General features: G+C 73.5%; 13 protein-coding genes and 1 pseudogene. 4 read left to right on the forward strand and 10 right to left on the reverse strand.

The annotated features are described in order from the left end of the window. The 9 genes and pseudogenes from ACFVHI_RS24380 to eccD form a co-directional block, all read right to left on the reverse strand. A pseudogene (locus ACFVHI_RS24380) lies at positions 1 to 2775 on the reverse strand (hypothetical protein); the annotation flags it as partial. Between the two features lie 81 nt (positions 2776 to 2856). After that, a complete protein-coding gene (locus tag ACFVHI_RS24385) occupies positions 2857 to 3159 on the reverse strand; it encodes a hypothetical protein (RefSeq protein WP_380342655.1) in 303 nt (100 codons plus the stop codon). Continuing rightward, positions 3152 to 3616 carry a YbaB/EbfC family nucleoid-associated protein gene (locus tag ACFVHI_RS24390; RefSeq protein ID WP_380342658.1) on the reverse strand — a complete coding sequence of 155 codons (465 nt, stop codon included), beginning with the start codon at positions 3614 to 3616 and terminating at the stop codon, positions 3152 to 3154. Before ACFVHI_RS24390 ends, ACFVHI_RS24385 begins: the two co-directional genes overlap by 8 nt. Before the next feature lie 38 nt (positions 3617 to 3654). After that, entirely contained in the window at positions 3655 to 5970 is a 2316-nt protein-coding gene (locus ACFVHI_RS24395) for a hypothetical protein (RefSeq protein ID WP_380342661.1), read from the reverse strand. A 63-nt stretch (positions 5971 to 6033) separates the two neighbouring features. Further along, positions 6034 to 6528, reverse strand: coding sequence for a hypothetical protein (locus tag ACFVHI_RS24400; RefSeq protein WP_363373621.1), 495 nt, complete (start codon positions 6526 to 6528; stop codon positions 6034 to 6036). A gap of 39 nt (positions 6529 to 6567) precedes the next feature. Then, positions 6568 to 6852: a hypothetical protein gene (locus ACFVHI_RS24405; protein WP_063350546.1), complete on the reverse strand. Its 285-nt coding sequence runs from the start codon at positions 6850 to 6852 to the stop codon at positions 6568 to 6570. 73 nt (positions 6853 to 6925) lie between these two features. Next, complete coding sequence (locus ACFVHI_RS24410) at positions 6926 to 7270, reverse strand: hypothetical protein (RefSeq protein WP_159398565.1); 345 nt, start codon at positions 7268 to 7270, stop codon at positions 6926 to 6928. A 105-nt stretch (positions 7271 to 7375) separates the two neighbouring features. Further along, positions 7376 to 8827 carry a type VII secretion protein EccB gene (gene eccB / locus ACFVHI_RS24415; protein WP_380342664.1) on the reverse strand — a complete coding sequence of 484 codons (1452 nt, stop codon included), beginning with the start codon at positions 8825 to 8827 and terminating at the stop codon, positions 7376 to 7378. 133 nt (positions 8828 to 8960) lie between these two features. Next, positions 8961 to 10352: a type VII secretion integral membrane protein EccD gene (eccD, locus tag ACFVHI_RS24420; protein WP_380342667.1), complete on the reverse strand. Its 1392-nt coding sequence runs from the start codon at positions 10350 to 10352 to the stop codon at positions 8961 to 8963. Positions 10353 to 10678: 326 nt separating this feature from the next. Between eccD and eccCa the strand changes: the two genes are divergently transcribed. From eccCa to ACFVHI_RS24435, 3 genes are all read left to right on the forward strand, one after another. After that, on the forward strand, positions 10679 to 14662 hold the full coding sequence (eccCa, locus tag ACFVHI_RS24425) for a type VII secretion protein EccCa (RefSeq protein WP_380342670.1): 3984 nt from the start codon (positions 10679 to 10681) through the stop codon (positions 14660 to 14662). A gap of 97 nt (positions 14663 to 14759) precedes the next feature. Beyond that, positions 14760 to 17609, forward strand: a complete 2850-nt coding sequence (locus ACFVHI_RS24430) for a hypothetical protein (RefSeq protein WP_380342673.1) — start codon at positions 14760 to 14762, stop codon at positions 17607 to 17609. Between the two features lie 299 nt (positions 17610 to 17908). Beyond that, positions 17909 to 21028, forward strand: coding sequence for a phosphocholine-specific phospholipase C (locus ACFVHI_RS24435; RefSeq protein ID WP_380342676.1), 3120 nt, complete (start codon positions 17909 to 17911; stop codon positions 21026 to 21028). Between the two features lie 106 nt (positions 21029 to 21134). On the opposite strand, the gene ACFVHI_RS24440 is transcribed toward ACFVHI_RS24435, so the two are convergent. Next, complete coding sequence (locus ACFVHI_RS24440; protein ID WP_063350540.1) at positions 21135 to 22337, reverse strand: agmatine deiminase family protein; 1203 nt, start codon at positions 22335 to 22337, stop codon at positions 21135 to 21137. A gap of 197 nt (positions 22338 to 22534) precedes the next feature. Here ACFVHI_RS24440 and ACFVHI_RS24445 point away from each other — a divergent pair, with 197 nt between their 5' ends. Next, on the forward strand, positions 22535 to 23113 hold the full coding sequence (locus ACFVHI_RS24445) for a TetR/AcrR family transcriptional regulator (RefSeq protein WP_063350539.1): 579 nt from the start codon (positions 22535 to 22537) through the stop codon (positions 23111 to 23113). Positions 23114 to 23131: the final 18 nt, after the last annotated feature.

Consider the following 23131-nt stretch of genomic DNA (forward strand, 5'->3'; position numbering starts at 1 on the left):
CTTCTCAGCCTGCGCACGCAGCTCCCGCTGCAACTCACCCTGCGCACGCAGATCCCGGTGTATCTCACCCTGCGCCGTGTACATCGGGTCAGGCCTCGACTCCTCCTCACCGTCGCCACCAGTCTTCTTGGCCCCGTCACCGTCCGCCTGCGACGTATCCGACCCCTCCCTCGCCTGACGAGCCTTCTCAGCCTGCGCACGCAGCTCCCGCTGCAACTCACCCTGCGCACGCAGATCCCGGTGTATCTCACCCTGCGCCGTGTACATCGGGTCAGGCCGCGGCTCCTTCTCACCGTCGCCACCCGGCTTCTTGGGCGCCTCCTCGTCCACCCGCGGCGGACCGGACGCCTCCTTCGCCTTACGAGCAGCCTCAGCAGCCGCCGCACGGTCCTTCTCGCCCTGAAGGCGTTGTTCCCTGAGGTGTTCGCGCTGGAGTTCGTACTCGGACTTGGGGGTGTCCTTGCGAGGGCCGTTCGGGTCGGGGTCCTTACTGCCTTCCGGCCCGCCCTCGGTCTTGGGAGGCCGTCCGTCGCCCTCCTTGGACGGCTTCGGGTCGGGCTTGTGGTCAGGGTTCGGGTCCCGCTTGGGGTCCGTCGTGCGGTCGGGGTTGTGGTCGGGCTTGTGGTCGGGGTTCGGAGGGTCGGGCGTGTGGTCGGGCTTGGGGTCCGGCTTCGGGTCCGGCTTCGGGTCGGGCTTCGGGTCCGGCTTCGGGTCCGGCTTCGGGTCCGGCTTGGGATCGGGCTTCGGGTCCGGTTTCGGTGCAGGCCGCGGATCCGGCTTCGGGTCGCCGCCGCCCGCCGTCGCCGTGGTGCCACCCGTCTGCTTGCCCTGGTCGCCCCCGGACTCGGTGGGGCGGCGGGTGGCGGGGTCCGGCGTGGTCCGGCCACCGTTGCCGGTCTGCGAGCCGGGCTTGGAGGTCTTGTCCCCGCCCGGCGTCTCCGTGCCGACCGACGGCTTCGGGCCCGTCGCCTTGCCGCTCTCGGAGCCGGCCGCGTTCGACCCGCCGTCCGTCTTGGACCCGCCCTCGGTGCTGGGCCCGCCGTCGGTGCGGTGCGAACCGGACGGCGGGGTGAGCGAGGTGGTGCGGCCGCCGCCCTCGGTGCTGGTCAGATGCGGGCCGCCCTCGGTCGGGGCGGGGAGGCGCTCGCCGAGCCTGGGCACCGGGAACGGCGCGGCGTGGCCGGACAGGTTGGTGGCCACGGACAGCAGGGTGAGGGGGTGGAGCGGGTGGAAGTACTTGCTGCCGTCGTGGGGGATGTCGGCGTGCTGGAGGTCCCGGACGAAGTTGACGTACTTGGTCATCAGGGGCGAGGTGAGGCCGTGCATCAGGTGGCGCGCGCCGCCCATGAGGAAGCCGCTGAGGAAGCTCGCGCCGCTGGCCGAGAACTCGTGGTTCGGCTCGAAGATCAGGTTGTAGAAGCCCTCGGTCAGGTACTGGTTGAGACCGTTCTTGACCTGCTCGCCGAGTACGTGGCCGAGCACGAACATCGTGTTCATCTTGCCGACGCGGCCGGCGAGTTCGGGAAGCTTCTCGGCCAGGAGCTTGAGTTCTCCAGTGGCGACCTTGGAGTTGTTCGCGATCTCGCGCAGGGCGGCGGCCAGGCCCGCGCGGGCTTCCCCCGACTTGGCCCACTTCTGGGCGAACTCCTTGCCGAACGCCGTTCCCAGCTCTCGGGCGAGGTCCTTGCCGAGGGCGGGGCCGAGGTGCTTCTCGAAGGACTTCGCCATGTTCTCCGCGAACTGGGCCCCGGCCTTGGCGCCGGTCTTGCCGCCGGCCGCGAAGCCCTTGGAGAGGAAGGCGGAGTTCTCCCGCAGGAGCTTTTCGAGGCTGTTGGCGAACTTGTTCGCCGCCTCGTCCCCGATCGCCCGGCCGGCGCCGGCCCCGGCTTCCTTCGCCCCGGCCTTCCCGAGCCCCTTGGCCCCGGCGTTGCCGAGTTCCTTGGCCCCGACATTGCCGAGTTCCTTGGCGCCGAGGTTCGCGAACTCCTTGGTCCCGCCCTTGGCGATCCCGGCGGCCAGGTTCTTCAGCGAGGCGCTCAGTTCCTTCGAGACGAAGAGCTTCCCGAACATCTTGCCGAAGAGCTTGCCCAGGCCCATGCCCAGCAGGTGCAGCGGGCCGGCGATGATGCCGCTGATCGCGCCGAAGATCGCGGCCTGCTTGGTCAGGTCCTTGTCCCACTCGTGCCGGTTGCCCTGCCCGAACTGGATGCCCTGGATGATCCCGTCCATCACCAGGCCGCCCACCACACCGAAGAAGGTGTGCATCAGGATCACCTGGAGGAGCTTCTTCAGCAGGTTGATGATGATCGTCTTGACGACCTGCTTGACGGGCTCGACCGCGAGGAGCGAGGTGCCGGCGGTGAACGGGGACCAGAAGATGGCCAGCGCGATCTCGATCAGCAGCTGGACGATCTGGCCGATGATCATCCACTTCGTGTACTCCACGGTGTTCGCGACCTTGCCCGCGAACTCGCTGAGCTGCTTGCAGAGTTCGGTCGCCGTGGCGATGTAGTTGGTGCCCTCCTTCCCCTGGCCGACGAACCGCCCCATGTCCTGTTCGAAGGCCTCGGCGGTCTGCCCCTCGAACTGCTGCCGGCACTTGGCCACCAGGTCCACGATGTAGGCCTCGAGCTGCGGCAGTTCCTCGGAGAGCGTCTTGTACTCGTCCCGGACGTCTCGCAGCAATCCCTCGTTGGACTCCGGCCACGGCATCCCGGTGAGGATGTGGAAGAAGGTCGCCACGCCGGGCGAGACCTGGATCGAGGAGTGGGCCATGGCGGGGAGCCTCCGGCTGCGAAGCCTGCTGGTGCTGTGCGGTGCGGGTGGGGAACGGCGCCGTCCGGCGCTATCGGCGGGTCACTTCACCAACCCGGCATTGTGCTCGTCGGTCGAGTCGAACAGGTCGGCCACGTTCATGCCGTTCTTCGCGACGCGCGCCAGCTTGTCCCTGATGCCGCCGACCAGTTCGAGCAGATTGGTGGTCGGCTCGTCCACCTTCTCGTGGTACTGCTTGCCGATCTCGTCGGATCCGGCCGCCGTGCGGTTCACCTTGTTGACGTGGTCGATCTGGCCGTAGACCTTGTCGACCAGCTCGGACATCTTGTCGAAGTCGCCGAACGCCGCCTTCAGGTCCTCAAGTTTCACCAACTGCTTAGCCATTGAACTCCTCCTGCTTGTGGGTCTTGGTCTGGTCGGCTCCCGGCCGCATCGCGGTGAGCGGCTCCAGCAGCGCGTCCAGGTCCAGGCCTCCCAGCATCGACAGCAGGGGGTCCTCCTCCTGGTCGCCGGTGACCGCCAGGCGCAGCGACTCGCCGACCCCGTCGAAGGCGCGCATCGACCGGGTGATCTGCTCGCCCATCCGGGCCTTGGCCTCGTTCAACACGTCCTTGAGGACGGCGGCCAGGTGCGCGGGGGCCATCTCCTGGTAGGCGGTGGTGTGGAAGGTCAGCGCGAGCACCTCGCCCTGCGCGCCCACCTTCACGGTGAGCATCCGGTCCTTGGTCGTCACCGAGGCCGTCGCCGCCTGCAGTTGCCGGGTCATCTCGGCCATCTTGACCTGCTGCTCCTCCAGGGCGGCCATCGCCTGGGCGAGCTGCTCCTCGAACGAGAACGTCATCTCCGTGTTCCTTTCCACTCCCGTGACGCGGCGCCGACTCAGCGGCCGATCACTCCGCTGACCGCACCGGTGTCGGTGCCCCAGACCTCTTCGTCCTCGGCCAGCCAGGTGGTCCGCTGCCGGCCCTTCTCGCCCTGGCCGCCGCCCATTCCGCCGCCCATCGGCGGGACCATGGGCATCCCGCCGCCGCTGGTGTTCACCGAGCGGCCCCGCATCGCGGCGGCCTCCTCGGCGGCGAGCGCGGAGGCCTTCTGGCTCATCGTGGCCTTCTCGGCGGCGGCTGCTCCGGCGCCGGCGACCTTGGCCGCGGGCGGCGGTCCGCCGTTCTCCGCCACCCGGGGGCCGACTCCGCTGCTGGTGTTGAGGATCCGGGGGGCCTGGCCGCCGCCGGAGGTGCCGAGGCCCTCGTACGCTCCCCCACCGGCGCCGCTGAACATCCCCGGGTAGGTGCCGACCGCGCCGAAGCCGTCGCTCTGGTCGAGGCTGCTGCCCCCCGACCCCAGGTTCAGGGTCCAGGGCGTGCCCCCACCGGTGGACGGCGGGCGCGCACCGCTGATGTCGCCCCAGGTGATGGTTCCGCCACCACCACTGCCGCTGCCGCTGCCACTGCCGCCCACCGAGGCCCAGGCGTGCTGGAGGTCGCGCGAGCGCTGGATGTAGTCGGAGATCGGCTTCTTCTGGGGGTCCAGCAGGGTGCCGTCGTCGGCGATCGAGGAGCCCTTCTCGACCACGATCGGGTTGCCGTTGGCGTCCAGGATCTCCTTGCCGTTGGGGTCGACCACCGTGCCGTCCTCGCGGATGGTCGATCCCTTCGGCACCTTGGCGTTGGGGCCGTACACGCCTCCGCCGGTGCCGGCCGGCACGTTGGCGCCGGGGGGCACCACGATCGGCTTGCCGTCCTTGCCCAGCACCTCCTTGCCGGAGGAGTCGTAGACCTTGCCGCCCGAGATGTAGCCGCCGGGCGGGAGGAGGATCGGCTTCTTGTCCTTGTCCAGGAGCACGTTGCCGTCCTTGTCGCGGATCGGCGTCCCGGCGCCGAGGCCGCCACCGTTCCCGCCGGCGCCGTCGCCGCCGATGATCGGCGGCGGGGGGATGTGGGTGTTCTTGTCCCCCTTGCCGCCGCCCCCGCTACCGCCGCTGCCACCGGCGCCGTCGCCACCGATGATCGGCGGCGGGGGGATGTGGTTGTTCTTGTCCCCGCCGGCCCCGCCGTCCCCCCCGCCGGCTCCCCCGCTGCCGTCGCCGAGACCGGGCGGTGGAGGTGCGTCGGGGTTCTTGGGGTTGTTGGGGTCGTTGGGGTCCGGCATCTCCTTCGGCGGAAGCGTGATGCCGACCGGCATGAGGTCGAACCCGAGCTTGGTGATCAGCGGGTCGTACGCGCTCCCCAGTGCCGCCATCGCGTCGTCACCGGGCTTGTCCAGGTAGTCGGCGACCTTCTTCAGCCACCTCTCCTTGGCCTTCTGGTCGAGAGCGGCGTAGAAGGCGTCGTTGCGGGGGTCGCCCAGCGAGGAGGTGTCGTACTTCCAGGTGCTCTCCGCGGTCCAGTACATGGGGGCCTTGTGCATCTCCTCCCACAGGACCTCCTGGATGCACTGGTACGGGAACCCGGTGCTGTACCAGACCGTCTGCGCCGTCCTGACCGCCTTGATGACGACGCCGATTCCGTACGCCGCGTACTCCAGCGAGGGCCCGTAGTTGGCCCCGATCAACTGGTTGCGCAGGTCGTCGAGTTCGACGGCGAACCGTTCGAGGAGCTTCTTGAACTCGCCCGCCGCGTCACCCTCCCAGCTGTCGCCCGGGCCGTCGATCTGCTCCGCCCACTTGCGGAACGCCTCGGCCTGGGTCGACAACCACTTCGTGGTGTCCTCGATCGCCTTGGCCCCGGCCAGCAGGCTCTGCGGGTCGATCGTGTCGTTCCCGCGGGTACTGATCGGGAGCTTCGCCTTGGAGTCCGGAGCCACGTCGGTCGAGACGTCCGGCATGATCGGGTCGAGGATCAACTCGGCCTGGTGGTTGAACTTGGAGAGCACGCCGTTGGGGTCGTTCCCCCACTTGTCGTAGTCGATGTGGACGTTGATCTTGAAGTGGCGCGGGCCGCCATCGCCGTTGTTGGCGGTGCCGTCGTAGAAGTTCATCGCCCACCAGACGTCCGGGTTCCCCAGCCCCGTGCCGTCCGTCAAGTACGTCTGGGTGGACGCGTCCTTGGGGTCGAAGTACCCGTTCTCGACGGACATGTTCCCGGACTTGATCCATCTCTCGGCCTTCACTCCCGCGATCTTGTCCCGCGTGGTGATCTCCACCGGAGCCTGCTTGGAGTTGAAGGCGGCGAGCGTCGTCTCCCAGAGCATGGGCACGGAGGTCTCCAGGTGAGTCAAGGGGTTCAGGGGTACAGGGAGCCGACCGGAAGGGGAAGAGCGCTACTTCCCGCCGCCGCCACCACCGCCGCCACCGCCACCGACGGCGATGACGTCTTGCAGGATCTGCATCACTTGCGCGGCCGTCAGAGCCTCGTCGTGAGCGGTGTCCATCAGGTTCAGGAAGCTCAGGACGTCGAGCCGTCCCTTCTCCATCTGGTTGTGGAAGGTCTTGAAATCACCCACCACGGTGCTGGCGAGGTGCGTGAACCCCTTCGCCAGGTTGGTGCCGCTCTCGAAGTTCCCGGCCAGCAGCGAGACGTAGTGGTGTTTCGTGGTCACCGTGCCCTGGCCGCTGAAGCCCAGCATGGCCGAGTAGCCCGGGTCGGTCTCCAGCTGGCTCAGGTACGACGGCAGGATCGAGTTCGCGAAGTACTCGAGGTCGTCGTGGTTGACGCTGAGCGTGTGGCTCATGTCCGGTGCCGGGGGCCCGGGCGCCGGCGGGGTCAGGGTCGGTGCGTCGGGCACCTTCGGCGGCTCCGGCGGGCTAGTGGGCATCGCGCCCGCCCCTCCGGTCGAGCCGCTCCGCGGCCGTCATCAGATGCCCGCCGCGCCGCGCCGGTCCGCGTCGCGGAGCAGGCCGTGCATGGTGCGCAGGGTGTCGGCGCCCTGCTGGATGTCGGTGGTCATGGTGGCGTCCTGGCCGGCCAGCACCAGGTAGAAGGAGTGGGCCGCGGCGGCCAGGTCGCCCTTGAGCTGGTGCTCGGCGGTCTGGATGGCCTGGAGGCAGTCCTCCATCGCGGAGTGCATGCCGTTGCCGGCCTGGGTCAGGGCGTCCGCCGCCTCGTCGATGTTCGCGTGGTGGAGCTCGATGCTTGCCATGGCTGGTCCTTTCGGTCGGCTGGGGTCCGGCCCGGGCTGCCCGGGTCCGGCAGGTCTGTCGGCGCGGGCTGGATCAGAGGTTGAGGCCCTTGTAGACCTCGTCGCCCGCGCCGCCGCCCCAGCTGTTGGTGACGCCGTAGGCCTCGTCGTGGGCGGAGTTGATCTGGGTGTGCCCGGTGGAGAACCGGTCCTGGAAGGTGGCGTAGGCGCTCTTGAGCCGCTGGTACCGGGTCTGCCAGTCGTCGATCTTCCCCTGGTAGGCGGTGCTGCACGCGGCCTTGAAGTGGTTCTGGACTTCGAGGTTGACGTCCTCGACCTGCTGGCCGGCCCGCATCATGGCCTGGATGTGGGTGTCCAGGGTCGCCAGGACGGTCTTGACGGCCGCGTCGTCGGTCTGCAAGCCCGGAGGAGTGGTCATTGCGCTGCCTTTCGTCGGTACGGGTTCTCGGCTGCGGCGGATGCCGCCCGAGCGGGTCGGCCGACCCGGTCCATCTGCTTCAACGGACGCGTGCCGGGGGGTGGTTCACCTCGCGCAGGACGGTCCTGAGGGCCGCGGCGCGGGGCTCGCGGCGCCGGTCAGCGCGGCCGGGTCGAGGCTGGGGCCGGTCGGCAGCAGGGACAGCAGGGCCTCCGGGACGGCCGAGGGGACGACCTCGCCGTAGCCGAGCTGTTTGACCGCCGCGGCGGAGGCCAGCGGGTACTTCACCCCGGCGTCGGTGACCAGGTACAGGGTCGCGCCGACGCCCGCGCTGGACAGCGCCCGCACCAGGGCGCCGCCACCGGGCTTGACGGCGATGCTGTCGGCGCCGGCGCAGGCCGGGTCCACGCCCGGCTGGGCGGCCGGCGGCGGGCCCTCGACGGCGGCGGCGTCGACCAGGGTGACGGAGGTGGTCGGTGCCTGGTCGGTGAGCCGCAGGTCGGCGCAGACGCCCCGGTTCTGGGGGATCGTCACCAGCTCCGGCGGCGCGGCCGGCAGCCCGCCGGCGGCGGCGGACGGCTGGGCGGCCGGGGCGGTGTGCCCGGTGAGGTCGGCCGGGCCGAGCTGGACGGGGGCGACGACGTCGCCCCCGTAGGCGGCGCTCTGCGTGCGGGGGTCGTTGCGCAGCAGCTCGAAGGCCATCCGGCTGAGCGGGGTGAACCCCGCCGTGGTCAGCAGGTAGGGGTCGCCGCCGGGGCCGGTGAACAGCTGGCCGACCCGGGTGGGGTGGGCGCCGAGCTGCGGGCCGGCCTTGCCGCGCTCCCCCGGGTCGGGAGCGGCCAGGTCGGGGCCGGCGGCCAGCGCGTTGAGGAAGGCGGCCGTCACCGGGTAGGGGGCGACGGCGCTCTGGCCGAGGGCCTGGCGGGCGCCGTTGACGGTGTCCAGGCGCAGCCGGCGGCCGTGCCAGAGCAGGTACTCGGCGCCGTCCGGGGCGGCGACCAGCGCGCCCTGGCCGTCCGTCAGCCCGGTGCCGCGGCGGCCCGGGCCGACCGTCAGGGCCAGCTCCGCCAGGCGGCCGCCGGACGGGCCGGGCCGGCTGACGGCGCAGGCGAGCCAGGGCGCGTCGGCGAGCTGCTCGGCCCCGGGCAGGCCGTCGGGGGCGCCGAGGATGCCGATCGGGACGCCGCGCGGGGTGTCGGCCAGCGAGCGCACGCTGACCTGGTCGACCACCAGCTGGTCGCCGGCCAGCAGCCGGGCGCTGGCCTCGTTCAGCACGGGGTGCAGGCTGCCGTCCAGGAAGAGGTAGCGGGCGCCGCTCTCCTTCACCACCACCAGGGTGCCGGGCTTCTGCCAGCCGGTGGCGCCGCCGGGGACGATCACCCCGTACACGGCCGCCACCAGGCACACCACCACGGCGATGACCAGCCCGATGACGGTGCCCCGCGAGGTGCGCCCGGCCGGGGTGTCGGCCGCGTCGGGCTCGCCGCGCAGCATGCCGGTGGCGAGCCTGCCCATCACGAACAGGTGGGCCTGCACCTGGTCGCGCTTCGACTGCATCTCGTGGTTCTCCTCGGGGCGGCGGAAGGTGCGGGGCCGGGCGGCGCACGGCGGAAGGTGCCGGGCCGGGAGGCGGGATGTGCGGGGCCGCCAGGGTCCGGCGGCGGGAGGTGCGGGGCCGTCAGGGTCCGGCTCAGCCGGCCAGGGCCCGCAGCTCGTGGTAGACCCCGGCCACGGCCAGCGCCAGCGGGATCACGGCCATCCCCGCGGTGGTGTGCAGCAGGTCCGCGGCCCGGCCCCAGTAGGGCAGCAGCCGGCGCCCGGGGATCGTCCAGGAGACCACCGCGAGGGCGGCCGCCAGGGCGAGCAGGCCGACCAGCACCAGCAAGCGCCCGCCGCTCCGCTCGCCGACGGCCAGGTGTCCGAGCAGCAGCGCCAGGCCGTAGGCGCCGGGCAGGAGGACGGACAGCCGCTGCGGGATGCTGCCGATCGCCCGGGAGTGCAGCAGCAGCAGGACGGACAGGGTCACCGTCAGGGCCGTGGCCGCCCAGCCGGATTCGCCGGCCACCAGGGTCAGGCATCCCGTGAGGACCGTGCCGAGCGCCAGGTGGAAGGCCGTCAGGAAGCCGTCGGCGACATCGCTGCGGCTGCGGACGGTGGCGCTCGGGACGGGCGCGATGCCCTCCTGGAGCTCCTCGGCGTTGCGCGGCAGCGCGGGCAGCCGCAGCCCGGACAGGCGGAAGCAGATCCCGGGGACGAACGCCCCGAGGATCACCGCGAGCACCGCCAGCACGGCCGCCACCTGCGGGCCCTCCTCCCCGCCCAGCGTCAGCCCGCCCGCCACCATGACGTACAGGGCGAACAGCACCGCGCCGAGGAACAGCGGCGCCGAGCAGCCGACGGCGGCCAGCGCCAGCACCGCCGCACCGGCGGCCGCGCAGCCGCCCGCCAGCATCCGGGCGCCGACCGCACCGGCCCCGCCGCCGGCCGGCAGCAGGGCCCCGGCCATCGCGAGGTAGGGCACCGCCATGGCACCGAGCGCGGTGCCCGCGCCGGCGTCGCCGACCGCCCGGGAGGCGCTCAGCGCACCCAGCAGCAGGAGCAGGCCGGTGACGGCGGCAGCAAGGGCACGGGTCTGCTCCGGGCCGGGGAGCAGCAGCACGGCGAGCCCGCCGGCCAGGACGGCCACGGCCAGTCCGAGCGCCACGTGGTGGGTGAGCGCCGGGCGCCAGGTGTCGGAGCGGGCCCGCATGCCGGTGGCGACGCCGTCGGCCAGGTCGTCGTAGTGCACCTCGGGCAGGGCGTCGCGACGCGGGCGCAGGTACAGCTCGTCGCCGTCGTGCAGGTCGAGCGCGTCGACGCCGAGCTCCTCGTCCAGCGGCGGGCCGCCGAGGCGCTGCAGGACCCAGCCGTCGTGCTCGACGCCCTGTTCCTCCAGCTCGGGGCCGGCGTGCGCGAGGACGGCCGGCAGCAGGTCGGCCAGCGGTACGTCGGCGGGGACGGCGAGTTCCAGGACCGCCTCGGGCGTTCGGAACCTCAGTCGGCACAGTCCGGCGACGGCGGTCCCGTTCGCGCTCCCGTTCACACTTCTCCCTTTTGCCCTGGCCTCCGAACGGCATGGCGAGGTGACGGCCCGGGGGCGCCTGGGGGATGGACGAGCCCGGGCGTCACCTCACCAGGAGGCACGGACGGCGGGGCCCGCAGGGTTCACCGCCTGCCGGAATCCGTTTCGCGGCGGCCGTTCGCGGGCGTTCACAGCCGTTCACGGCCGTCCTCGGCGTCGGCGCCGCGCCCGCCCCGCCGAACCGGGTGAACCCGGCCGGGCCCGCCGCCCGTCGTCCCGGGTGGACGGTGCGCGTCCCGGGCCGCCGACGCAGCGAGCGGCCGTTCCCCTGCGCGAGGAGCCCTTCGTTGAGTGTGGTGCTGGTCAACCGTCCGCCGCGGCGCCCTGGCCCGGCGATGCCCGACGGCGAGATCCAGTTGCAGGAGCCGCCCGTCCTCCCCGAGGCACAGAGCGGCATGTCGAACATGATCGCCATGGCGCCGATGGCGCTCAGCTCGCTCTCGATGGTGTTCATCTTCCTGCGCCCCGGCGACAGCGGCGGCATCCTGACCTACGTCGCGATCGGCATGATGGCGCTGTCCGCCGTCGGCATGCTGGTCACCCAGCTGATCCGCGGCGCCAGCGACCGCAAGCGGGAACTGCGCGCCGAACGCCGGGACTACCTGCGCTACCTCTCCCAGGTCCGCCGCCAGGTGCGCGGCCACATCGCCCGCCAGCAGGAGGCGCTGGCCTGGCGCCACCCCGCCCCCGACGCGCTCGGCTCGCTCGCCCGCACTTCCCGGCTGTGGGAGCGGCGCAGCACCCACCCCGACTTCGGCGACGTCCGGATCGGCCTCGGCCACCAGCGGCTCGCGGTGCGGCTGGCGCCGCTGTCCACCAAGCCGGTGGAGGACCTGGAGCCGCTGTGCGCGCACGCGCTGCGCCGCTTCATCAACGCCTACGGCACCGTCGCCGACCAGCCCATCGCCGTCTACCTGCGCGGGTACGCGCAGGTCCTGCTGCGCGGCGACGACCGGGCCGCGACCCGCGCCCTGGCCCGCGCCATGCTGGCGCAGCTGGCGCTCTTCCACGCCCCCGACGAACTGCGGATCGCCGTCGTCACGGACGCCGAGCACCAGGCCGAGTGGGAGTGGACCAAGTGGCTGCCGCACGCCCTGCACCCGGAGGACACCGACGGCGTCGGTCCGGTGCGGCTGGTGGCCGGATCCGTGGTGGAGGTCGAGCAGCTGCTCGGCGACGAGTTCGCCGGCCGGCCCCCGTTCGAGCCGGAGAGCCAGCCCGGCCGGGACGAGCCGTTCACCGTGATCGTGCTGGACGGCCCGCAGGCCGGGGCCACCAGCCGGGCCGCGCTGGCCGGCTGGCGCAACGCCGTCCTGCTCGACCTCGGCGACACCCTCGACTGGAAGCCGCTGCGCTTCCGGCTGCGGCTGCGGATCGAGGACGGCCGGCTCGCCATGATCGGCGCCGACCGCAACCACCGGGACGACGTCACCGACCTCGGCCGGCCCGACGCCCTGTCCGTGACGGTCGCCCGCCGGCTGGCCGCCCAGCTCGCCCCGTACCGGATCGGAGACTCGTCGGAGGCCGGGGAGCCGCTGGCCACCGACTACGACCTCGCCTCCCTGCTCGGCATCCGCGACCTGCACCGGCACGAGATCGCCCAGGGCTGGGCCGGGCGGGGCGTCCGCGACCGGCTGCGGGTGCCGCTCGGCGTCTCCGGCGACGGCACGCCGGTCGAACTGGACATCAAGGAGTCCGCCCAGGGCGGCATGGGCCCGCACGGCATGCTGATCGGCGCGACCGGCTCCGGCAAGTCCGAGCTGCTGCGCACCCTGGTGCTGTCGCTGGCCCTCACCCACTCCTCCGAAGTGCTCAACTTCGTCCTGGTCGACTTCAAGGGCGGCGCGACCTTCCTCGGCCTCGACCGGCTGCCGCACACCTCGGCGGTGATCACCAACCTCGCCGACGAAGCCGCCCTGGTCGACCGGATGCGCGACGCCCTGCACGGCGAGCTCGTCCGCCGCCAGGAACTGCTGCGCTCCGCCGGCAACTACAGCTCGCTGCTCGACTACGAGACCGCCCGCGCCGCCGGCACCCCGCTGGACCCGCTGCCCACCCTGTTCGTCGTGGTCGACGAGTTCAGCGAACTGCTCGCCGCGCACCGCGACTTCATGGAGCTCTTCATCATGATCGGCCGCCTCGGCCGCTCCCTCGGCGTGCACCTGCTGCTGGCCTCCCAGCGCCTGGACGAAGGCCGGATGCACGCCCTGGAGTCGCACCTGTCCTACCGGATCGGCCTGCGGACCTTCTCCGCGATGGAGAGCCGGGGCGTCCTCGGCGTCCCCGACGCCTACCAGCTGCCCTCCCAGCCCGGCAACGGCTTCCTCCGCAGCGACATCGCCACCCTGACCCGCTTCAAGGCCGCGTACGTCTCCGGCCCCTACCGGGCCCGGCGCCCCGCCACCGCCCGCCAGGAGGCCGCGGCCGGCCAGGTCGCCCGGTACGGCACCACCTACGTGGCGCCGCGTCAGCCCGTCGCCCTGCCGGCCGCCGAGGAGCCCGAGGAGACGCCGGAGCAGACCCACACCCTGCTCGACCTCGCCGCCGAGAAGCTCACCGACGCCGGCCCGCCCGCCTACCAGGTGTGGCTGCCGCCGCTGGGCGTCCCGCCCACCCTCGACCAGCTGCTGCCGCCCCTCGCCCCGCACCCCGAGCACGGCCTCACCACCGAGAGCGACGCCGACCGCGGCACCCTGACCGTCCCCATCGGCGTCATCGACCGCCCCTTCCAGCAGATCCGCGACCTGCTCACCGCCGACCTCTCCGGCGCCGGCGGCCACGTCGGCATCGCCGGCGGCCCGCAGAGCGGCAAGAGCACGCTGCTGCGCACCCTGATCACCGCCCTCGCCCTCACCCACACCCCGGGCGAAGTGCAGTTCTACTGCCTGGACTTCGGCGGCGGCACACTGTCCTCGCTGCGCGGCCTGCCGCACGTCGGCGGCATCACCGGGCGGCACGACCCCGAGCGGGTGCTGCGCACCATCGCCGAGGTCAACAGCATCCTGAACCAACGCGAGCAGCGCTTCGCCGAACACGGCATCGACTCCGTCTCCGCCTTCCGCCGGCGCCGCGCGGCCGGCGAACTGCCCGACGAGCCGTACGGCGACGTCTTCCTGGTCATCGACGGCTGGAACACGATCCGCCAGGAGTTCCCCGACCTCGCCCCCGCCCTCACCCTGATCGCCCAGCGCGGCCTCAACTACGGCATCCACCTGATCGTCGGCACCACCCGCTGGGGCGAGGTCACCAGCGCCCTGCGCGACCTCTTCGGCACCCGCTTCGAACTGCGCCTCGGCGACGCCGTCGACTCCGCCGTCAACATGCGGGCCGCCGCCACCGTCCCGAACATCCCCGGCCGGGGCCTCACCTCCGACCAGATGCACTTCCTCACCGCCCTGCCCCGGCTGGACGGCAGCGGCACCTCCACCGACCTCGGCGAAGGCGTCGCCGACCTGGTCGACGCCGTCGCCGACCACTGGACCGGCCCGCGCGCACCCGAGATCCGGATGCTGCCGCTGCAACTGCCCGCCGCCGCCCTGCCCGCCCCCGAAGGCCGGCTGCGCATCCCGCTCGGTCTCCAGGACGTCTCGCTCACCCCGCTGTGGCACGACTTCGAGGAGACCCCGCACCTGCTGGTCGTCGGCGACAGCGAGGCCGGCAAGACCAACCTGCTGAAGCTCGTCGCCGCCGGCATCACCAGCGCGTACCGGCCCGACGAGGCCCGGATCATGCTCATCGACTACCGCCGGGTCCTCCAGGACGCGGTGCCCGAGGAGTACCGGCTCGGCCACGCCGTCAGCGTCGACGTGCTGCGCCAGATCGTCGACGGCGCCGCCCGCGCCATGGCCAACCGGTTGCCCGGCGCCGACATCGCCCCGGCCCGGCTGCGGCTGCGCGACTGGTGGCAGGGGCCCGAACTCTTCATCGTGGTCGACGACTACGAACTGGTCTCCGGCTCCCCCGGCGGCCTCAACGCCCACCCCTTCGCGCCGCTGCTCGACTACCTGGCGCAGGGCGCCGAGCTCGGCCTGCACCTGATCGTCGCCCGCAGCGCCAACGGCATCGGGCGGGCCTCCTCCGACCAGCTGCTGCGCAAGCTGGAGGAGGTCAACACCCCGGTGGTGCTGCTGTCCTGCCCGCCCAGCGAGGGCTTCCTGTTCGGCTCCACCAAGCCCCGCGCCTTCCCGGCCGGGCGCGGCCTGCACATCACCCGCCGGCGCACGGTCCAGGTGCAGACCGCCGTCATGGCGGAGGACGGGGACGAGGGGTGAGTCGGGCGAGCCGGTGAACCCGGCGAGGCGAGGCGGCCGTAGAGCCTGGTGACACGTGCGGCAGACGCGGCCGCGCGGACGGAGGGCGGGCGGGACGATGAGCACATCAGCGCAGGCGGCAGGGGACGCGCCGGGCGCCGCCCCGGCGAAACGCCGACTGGCCTTCCGTCGGAACACCCCCGCCGCCGGGCCCGCCGCCCTGCACCAGGTGGGCCCGCACTTCGTCATCGCCCCCGGCGGCGCGGACGGCACCGGCCCGGCGGCCCTGCCCGTCGCGATGACCGCCGCGCTGGGCCGGCTCACCGCCGTCGCCCGGACCGTCACCGTCCTCGCGGCCGCCCCCGACGCGCCGGCCGTCCTGTTCGGCCGGCTCGACGAGCTGACCCGCACCGCCACCGCCCGGGACGCCACCGCGCTCGTCCTCGCCGCCTCCGGCCTGGCCACCGCCCCGGACACCGGGCCCCGCCCCGCCGAACGGATCGCCGAACTGACCGGCATCGGCGTCGTCGCCCCGGACGGACTGGTCACCCTCCGCCCCGACGGCACCCTGTTGACCAGCGGGCCGACGGACGACGCGCCGTCCTCCTGGTGGCTCTGCACCCCGGCCGGGCAGGTGCGCCGGCTCGGGCCGGTCTGGCCGCTACCGACGGAGCCTGCCGCCGCACCGGCCGGCTCGACCGACTCGGCTGGCTCGACCGGCTCGACCGGCTCGACCGGCTCGACCGCGGAGACCGTGGTGATGGAGCGTCCGATGGCGGAGACCGCCGTGCTGGAGCTTCCGGTGGCCGCGCCCGTCGTGGCCTCGCCCGCGCGGGGCGTTCCGTTGGGCGCCGTGTCCGCGCCCGGCCCCGCCGCAGCGGCCCCGGAGCCCGCCGCCCCCGCCCGGCGCGTCGAGGCCGCACTGCCCGCCGCACCCACACCGCCCGCCGCGCCCGCCGACCCGCTGGTCACCGCGCTGCCGCACGGCTACTGGTTCCGCAGCGAGCCCGACCCCGACGGGCCGTCCGGCCCGCTCACCAGGGCCACCGCCGACGAGGGCACCGTCATCCTCGTCGTCGGCCACCCGGGCGCGCCCCTCCCCCCGGCCGCCGAGCTCGCCGCCCGGCTCCGCCGTCTGCTCCCCGGCCCCGAGGCCGACCTGCTGCTCAGCGCCCCCTGGGCCGCCACCGGCGCGCTCACCGCCCTCGCCACCGGGCTCGCCACCGAACTCGGCCACGACCTCCGGGCCGCCGTCGGCCTGCCCATGCGCACCACCAGCGGCTTCTCCTCCCGCGTGCTGGCCGCCGACGGCACCCCCGCCTGGGAACCGTGGCTGACCGAGCTGACCGCCTCCCCCACCAGGCGCCGCGTGGTCGCCTCCGCCTGGCGCACCACCCCCGGCGGCCCGGCCGCCTGCGGACCGGCCCTCTACGAATCCCCGGTCACCGGCTGGCGGTTGGAGGCCGTGCCGGCCGGCCTGTGGCTGCGCCCCGAGGAGCCGCCGCAGGACCGCGGGCCCCGCCTGCGCGACCCCGACCCGGCCCACCCGCTGCTGATCGCGGGCGCGGACGGGCGAACGGTGCCGCCTGAGGTGCTCGCCGTCCTGGACGAGCTGCGCGCCGCGCTCACCACCCCCGGTGCGACCGCACCCGAGCTGCTGATCGACGGCGCACGCCGCGGAAGCTTCCTCCCCGCGGCGCAGCCCACCCAGCCCGCCGTGCCGGCCACCGTGCAGGCCGCCGCGGTCGACCCGCAACGACCGGCCCCCGAAGGCGAGTCCGCCACCGCCGCCACCATCACCGCGGCCATCCCGCCGGCCTCGGCGGTCCGGACCCAGACCGCCGCCACGGCCGACCCCGACGCCCAAGTCCCCGCCCCGGACGAAGAGTTCACCGCCGCCACCGCCACCCTCCCGGAGCCCCCGGCCCCGGTCCAGGCCCAGCCGCAGATCCCCGAACCGGCCACACCTCCCGCCGCCGAAGCACCCACGCCCGAACCGGCCCCGGTTCCGGACCCCGAGCCCGCCCTCGAACCCGAGCCCGAGCCCGAGCCCGAGCCAGCCCCGGTCCCCGAACCCGAACCGGTCCCCGACCCCGAGCCCACCCCCGACCCCGAGCCCACCCCCGACCCCGAGCCCACCCCCGAACCCGAACCGGCCCCCGCCCCGGAGCCCGAAGCCCCCACCCGCGCCCGCCTCCTCGCCCCCGACGGCACCGCCGTCTCCGGCCGCCCGAGCACGGCCGCCGAGCGGACCGCCTTCCGGGCGCTGCTGGGCGAGCACTTCCAGCGCTGCGCCAGCCGCGCCGAGCAGGTCGCCATGCGGCTGCCGGCGCTGCGCTCGCACTCCCGGGACGACCTCAAGAGCGACCTCGCGGCGGTCTACCTGCACCACGTCGACACGGGCGTCCCGGTCCTGCACACCGAGCTGGTCGTGGCGGCCCGCCGACCGGGCTCCGGGCCGCTGGACCCGTACCTGGCGTGCCTGGGATCCGGCCTGCGGCGGCTGCCGAACCACCGGGGCGCCGTGCTGTTGGGCGCCGACGCGGGCGAGGAGGAGCTGCGTCACTACGTGCCGGGGACGTTGCTGGTGGAGCCCGCGCCGGTGGTCGGGACGCCGGCGTTGGAGGTCGTACCGGGGACTCCGGTCGAGTTTCTGGTGTGGTCCGCGACCGGCCGCCGCACCTCGGTGATCGCCGAGGACGGCGAGCCCGAGGTGGTGTTCCCGCCCGGTTCGTGGTTCTCCGTCCTGGAGGTCATGCCGGGCGAGGACGGCGAGCCGACCCGCGTCCTGCTGCGCGAGGTCGGCCCGGGCGCCACGGCCGGGACGGCGGACGAGCGCGACCAGCAGGCCCTGGAGCGGCTGCTCGCCTGGCAGGCCCGCCGCGACCTGCTCGCCCCGGAGGACCTCCGCTCCCCGTCCCGCCCCGAGCGACTCCGCCTCACCCCGGGCGTCACCGCCGCCCGGTGACCGGCGTCGGCCGGAAGGGCTACGCCACTGACGCCGGACCAGTTCAGGCCGGCCCTCGGACCTGACGGATCCGCCGCCACATCCCGCGCCCGTGGCCGACACGGCTTCCCCGGCACGGACTTGACGGTGGCTCCCGCACCGCCCGACAGACCGACAAGTTGTCTGTACAGCTCCGGGCCCCTTGGCGGCCATCGGATCGTCATCGAACTCCCCGGCCCCGGTCACCTCGGTCGCTTAGAAACGTGACTGGTCCGGGTCGAACCGATGGTCCGGCGCCCGTCAGCAAGGAGCCCCACCCGATGAGTCCGATGCCCGAACTGTCGCGCCGCAGCCTGCTCGGCGGCGCGGCGGCGGCCGCCGTGCTGTCCGCCCTCCCGATCAGCGTCCAGCAGGCGCTCGCCGCGCCGGCCAAGCCCGGGCGGCTGGCGGACATCCAGCACGTCGTCGTGCTGATGCAGGAGAACCGCGCGTTCGACCACTACTTCGGCACCCTGGCGGGCGTCCGCGGCTTCGGCGACCGGACGGCGGTGCGCGGGGTCAACGGGCGCTCGGTGTTCCACCAGCCCGACCCGGGCCGCAAGGAGGGCCACCTGCTGCCCTTCCCGATGAACGCCGCGCACACCAGCGCCTACCAGCAGGGCGCGCCCGCCTTCGGCTTCGTGGACTCGATGAAGGCCTGGAACGACGGCCTCGCCGACGGCTCGGTCACCCGCCGCTCCGGCGGCTGGCTCGGCCAGGGCTACTACGAGAGCGCCGACATGCCCTTCTACCACGCGCTCGCCTCGGTGTTCACCACCTGTGACGCCTACTACGCGTCCGTCCAGTGCAACACCAACACCAACCGCGACCACCTGATGACCGGGACCAGCGGCGGCACCGTACGGGACACCCCGGTGACCGACAACACCGAGATCCCCGGCGGCTACGAGTGGACCACCTACGCCGAGCGCCTGGAGCGGGCCGGCGTCAGCTGGAAGACCTACCAGGCGCTGGACAACTTCGACGACAACGCGCTCGCCTGGTTCGCCCCCTTCGTCAAGGCCAAGCCCGGCGAGCCGCTGTACGAGCGCGGCATGCGGGCCGTCGGCGACCCGGCGAAGAAGAACGACCCGTTCGCGATGGGCGACGCCCTGGTCGACGCCTTCGCCGCCGACGTCCAGGCCGACCAGCTGCCGCAGGTGTCCTGGATCGTCGCCCCGGCCGCGCTCTCCGAGCACGCCAACTACGCGCCGCCGAACGGCGAGCACCTCACCGCCCGGCTGCTCGCCGCCCTGGCGGCGAAGCCCGAGGTGTGGCAGAAGACCGTCTTCATCCTCAACTACGACGAGCACGGCGGCTTCTTCGACCACCAGCTGCCGCCCGTCCCGCCGCTGGCCACCGGGCGCGGCAAGTCGACCGTGCCGGTGGACGGCGAGGTCGTCGTCCGCGTCAGCAAGGGCTCCGCCACCTACCACCGGGTCGTCGGTCAGGACGGCAGGTACCGGGTCAAGGCCGCGGACGGCTCGCTCGCCTGGTCCGACACCCTGCCGGCCGGCGAGACCCTGGTCTCCGGCCCGTACCCGATGGGCCTGGGCGTGCGGGTGCCGATGGTCGTGGTCTCGCCGTGGACCCGCGGCGGGGTCGTCGACTCCACCGTCTACGACCACACCTCGGTGCTGCGCTTCCTGGAGCAGCGCTTCGGCGTCCAGGAGCCCAACATCAGCCCGTGGCGGCGCACCGTCTGCGGCGACCTCACCAACGTCTTCGACTTCTCCGGCCGCAACCCGGCCTGGCCGCAGCTGCCCGACACCAGCGGCAACCGGCAGAAGGTGGTCGACACCGGCAAGCTCCCCGCCCCCACCGTGCCCAGCCCGCAGGCCTTCCCGCAGCAGCAGCGCGGCACCCGCTCGGCCCGCCCGGCGCCCTACGACCTGCTGGTCAAGCCCCGGCTGAAGGGCGGCGAGCTCACCCTCGACCTGGTCAACCAGGGCCGCCAGGGCGCGGTGTTCGCCGTCTACCCGGCACCGGGCGGCGCGCCCCGGCACTACACCGTCGGCGCGAAGAGCCGGCTCTCCGACGTCTGGACGGTCGGCCCGGAGGGCTACGACCTGCGCGTCCACGGCCCCAACGGCGCGCTGTGGCACCTGCGCGGCGACGCCGCCGGCACGTACGAGGTGTCGCTGTCGGAGGAGCGCAACGGCAAGGTCCTCGAAGTCGACGTGATCAACCGCTCGCGCACCGCCCAGACCTTCCTGGTCGGCGACCTCGCCTACGGCGACGGGCTGCGCGAGGTGCGGGTCGCGGCCGGCGACGACCGGACCGTCAACCTCGCGGTCCGACCCGAGGGCTGGTACGACGTCGCGGTGGCCGTCCGCGGGGACCTCACCTTCCGCCGTCGGATCGCCGGCCGCTTCCCCTGGGACGACCGGACGGTCACCGACCCGGCCCTGGGCCTGGCCGACCCGCTCGCCGTGGACGTCGCCCTCGGGGCCGCCTCCAGCACCATCGACGAGCCCGTCCTGCTGCCCGGCCGCCCGGCCCGGGTCTCGGCCGTGCTCACCGCCGGCGCCGCGCTCACCGCCGTCGAGGCGCAGCCCGTCGTCCCGCCGGGCTGGACGGTCACCGCCGTCACCGCGCCGCCCGCCGCGCTCGCCGCCGGCGCCACCGCCACCGCCGTCTGGGAGGTCACCCCGCCCGCCCAGCTGCCGGACGGCGCCACCCACCGGATCCTGGTCACCGCCCGGGCGCTGGCCGGCGACCGCTTCGCGATCGCCGACGGCGAACTCGCCGCCCGCCCCGCCCCCGTGATGGCCGGCCACCTGCTGGGCGAGGACTTCGAGTCGCTGGCCGGCGTGCTCCAGCCGCAGGACGGCGTGCTCGGCTGGACGGCCCAGGCGCCGCAGGGCTGGTCGGTGGTCAACGCCCCCGGCATGCCGCAGGGCACCGTCCGGCTCCAGGGCTGGACCTTCCACACCAAGCGGGAGTGGTCCACCCCGGCCGGGCAGGACCGCGGCAACTTCACCCGCGGCCTGGGCGTCCTCGCCGTCGCCGACCCGGACGACTGGGACGACACCGGCTCCCCCTCCCGCAAGGGCGTCTTCGACTCCACGCTCGTCTCCCCCGCCGTCCACCTCCCGGCCGGCGCCGACACGCTGTACCTGGCCTTCGACTCCCACTACCGGCAGGAGGTCCCGCAGAAGGCGTCCGTCACCGCCGTGTTCGACAACGGCACGGAGACCCGCCTGATGTTCTACAGCGCCGACGCCACCGGCAACGACAACGCCGGCAAGGACGTCCAGAACACCCTCGTCACCCGCCGCCTCGCCGTCCCGGCGGGGGCGCAGGCGGTGACGCTGAAGTTCCGGATGTACGACGCGGGCAACAACTGGTACTGGGCGGTCGACCACATCCGCCTGGACAGCCGGCCGATCACGGGCTGACCGTCCGGAAACGGCCCGATCGGCCGCGCCGCGCCGAGCCCGGAAGCCGGGGCGGCTCGGCACGGCACGGCCGGTCAGGCCCGGCCACTCAGGCCCGGCCGGTCGGTCAGGCCGGGCCCGAGGAGCCGCCGGAGGCCCCGGCGGCGGCCTCGGGCTGCTGTTGGGTCGAGCAGTGGATGCCGCCACCGCCGGCCGCGATGGCGTTGATGCTCACCGGGACGATCTCGCGGCCGGGGTGGAGGTCGGCCAGCACGCCCGCCGCCCGGTCGTCGGAGGCCTTGTCCCCGAACTGGGGCATGATCACGGCCCCGTTGACGACGTAGTAGTTGAGGTAGGTGGCCAGGAAGTCCTTGCCCCGGTCCGGCTGCCCGGTGAGGTCGGGTTCGGCGAGTTCCACGATCCGCGGCTTGCGGCCCTTGGCGTCGGTGGTGGAGCCGAGCACCTGCAAGGCCTGGTCGGAGGCGCGGGACCAGATGTCCGGCGGGGTGTCCGGGCCGGGGCGGTGGATGACGACCACGCCCGGCTCCGCGAACCGGGCCAGGGCGTCGATGTGGCAGTCGGTGATGTCCTGCCCGGCCACGCCGGCGAACCAGATGACCTTCTGGACGCCGAACAGCTCCTTCAGGGCCCCCTCGATCTGGTCGCGGCTCGTGCCCGGGTTGCGGTTCGCGTTGACCCACGAGCTCTCGGTGGCCATCAGGGTGCCCTCGCCGTCGACCTCGATCGCGCCGCCCTCGCCGGTGATCGGCGCCTGGATGCGCCGGATCCTGTAGTGGTCGAGGAGGTACCGGGCGACCTTGGCGTCGTTGTCGTGGGTCTGTTTGCCGCCCCAGCCGTTGAAGTTGAGGTCGACGCCGGCCAGTCCTGCCGGGCCGGTGACGAAGGTCGGGCCGGTGTCGCGGGCCCACAGGTCGTCCACCGCCAGGTCGAGGACCTCGACGCTGGAGCCGCACAGCTGCCGGGCCGCGGCGCTCTGGTCCGGGCGGGCCATCAGCACCACGGGTTCGAACCGGGCGACGGCCTGCGCGACGTGCGCGATGTCCTGGCGGACGGCGGGCAGTTGGTCGCCCCACACCGAATCGAGGGCCGGCCAGGCCATGAACGTCCTGGTGTGGGGGCGCCACTCGGCCGGCATGGCGTACGACGCGGCGGCGCTCGCGGCTCCGCCCGTGCCCGTGCCGGCGGCCGTGGTCGGCTCGTCCTTCGGGGACGAGGCCCCCGACGAACCGCAGCCTTCCACCATCGCGACCACGGCCGCGGCCGCCCCGGAGCGCAGCACGGCCCGGCGGGACAGGGCGGGTTCTCTCATGGCAGGTCCCCTCGTCGACACGGATTCCACCCCGAAGCGGGCGATATCCGACAGTAGGGGTGGCCGGCGGGTCCGTCAGCGAGCCCGCGCGGCGCCGATCGGGCGAATCGGGCGATCCGCCGGGCCGGGAGGCCAGGGTGAGTGCCTCTCAAACCAGACTAAAAGTTCAGTCAATATTTCGAGTACAGTGGACCACCATGCCAGACCGTCGAACAGAGATACTGAGAGCGGCCACACGACTCATCGCGCGACGCGGCGTACGCGGACTGCGGGTGGGGGAACTGGCGGCCGAGGCCGGGGTGTCGACCTCGCTGATCTACTACCACTTCACCGACCGCGCCGGGATCCTCCGCGAGACCCTGGAGTTCATCGGCGAACGGGCCGACCGCTACACCGCCGAACCGGAGCCCGGGGCGCCCGCGGACGACCCCTGGAGCGAACTGGCCCAGGCTCTGCTGCTGGAACTCCAGGACTCCACCGAGGTCCGCGAGAACAGCACCGCCTGGGGCGAGTTGCGGGCGAGCGCGGTCTTCGAGTCCCGCCTCCGCGAGGACCTGGCCAGGGCCACCCACACCTGGGTGCACGAGATCGCCGGCCTGCTCGGCCGCGCCCACCCGTTCGGCACCGCGCCCGCGCACGCCGCCTCCGCCGAACGCCTCACCGCGCTCCTGGAAGGCCTCAGCATCCGCTGGCTGAGCGGCTCCCTGCCGCTCGACCGCGCGCGCAGCCTGCTCGGCGAGGCGATCGGCACGGAGATCGCGGGCTGGCGCGCCTAGGGCGCGTCTTCAAAATCT

This window comes from Kitasatospora sp. NPDC127121, from assembly GCF_042677305.1.
Classification (GTDB): domain Bacteria; phylum Actinomycetota; class Actinomycetes; order Streptomycetales; family Streptomycetaceae; genus Kitasatospora.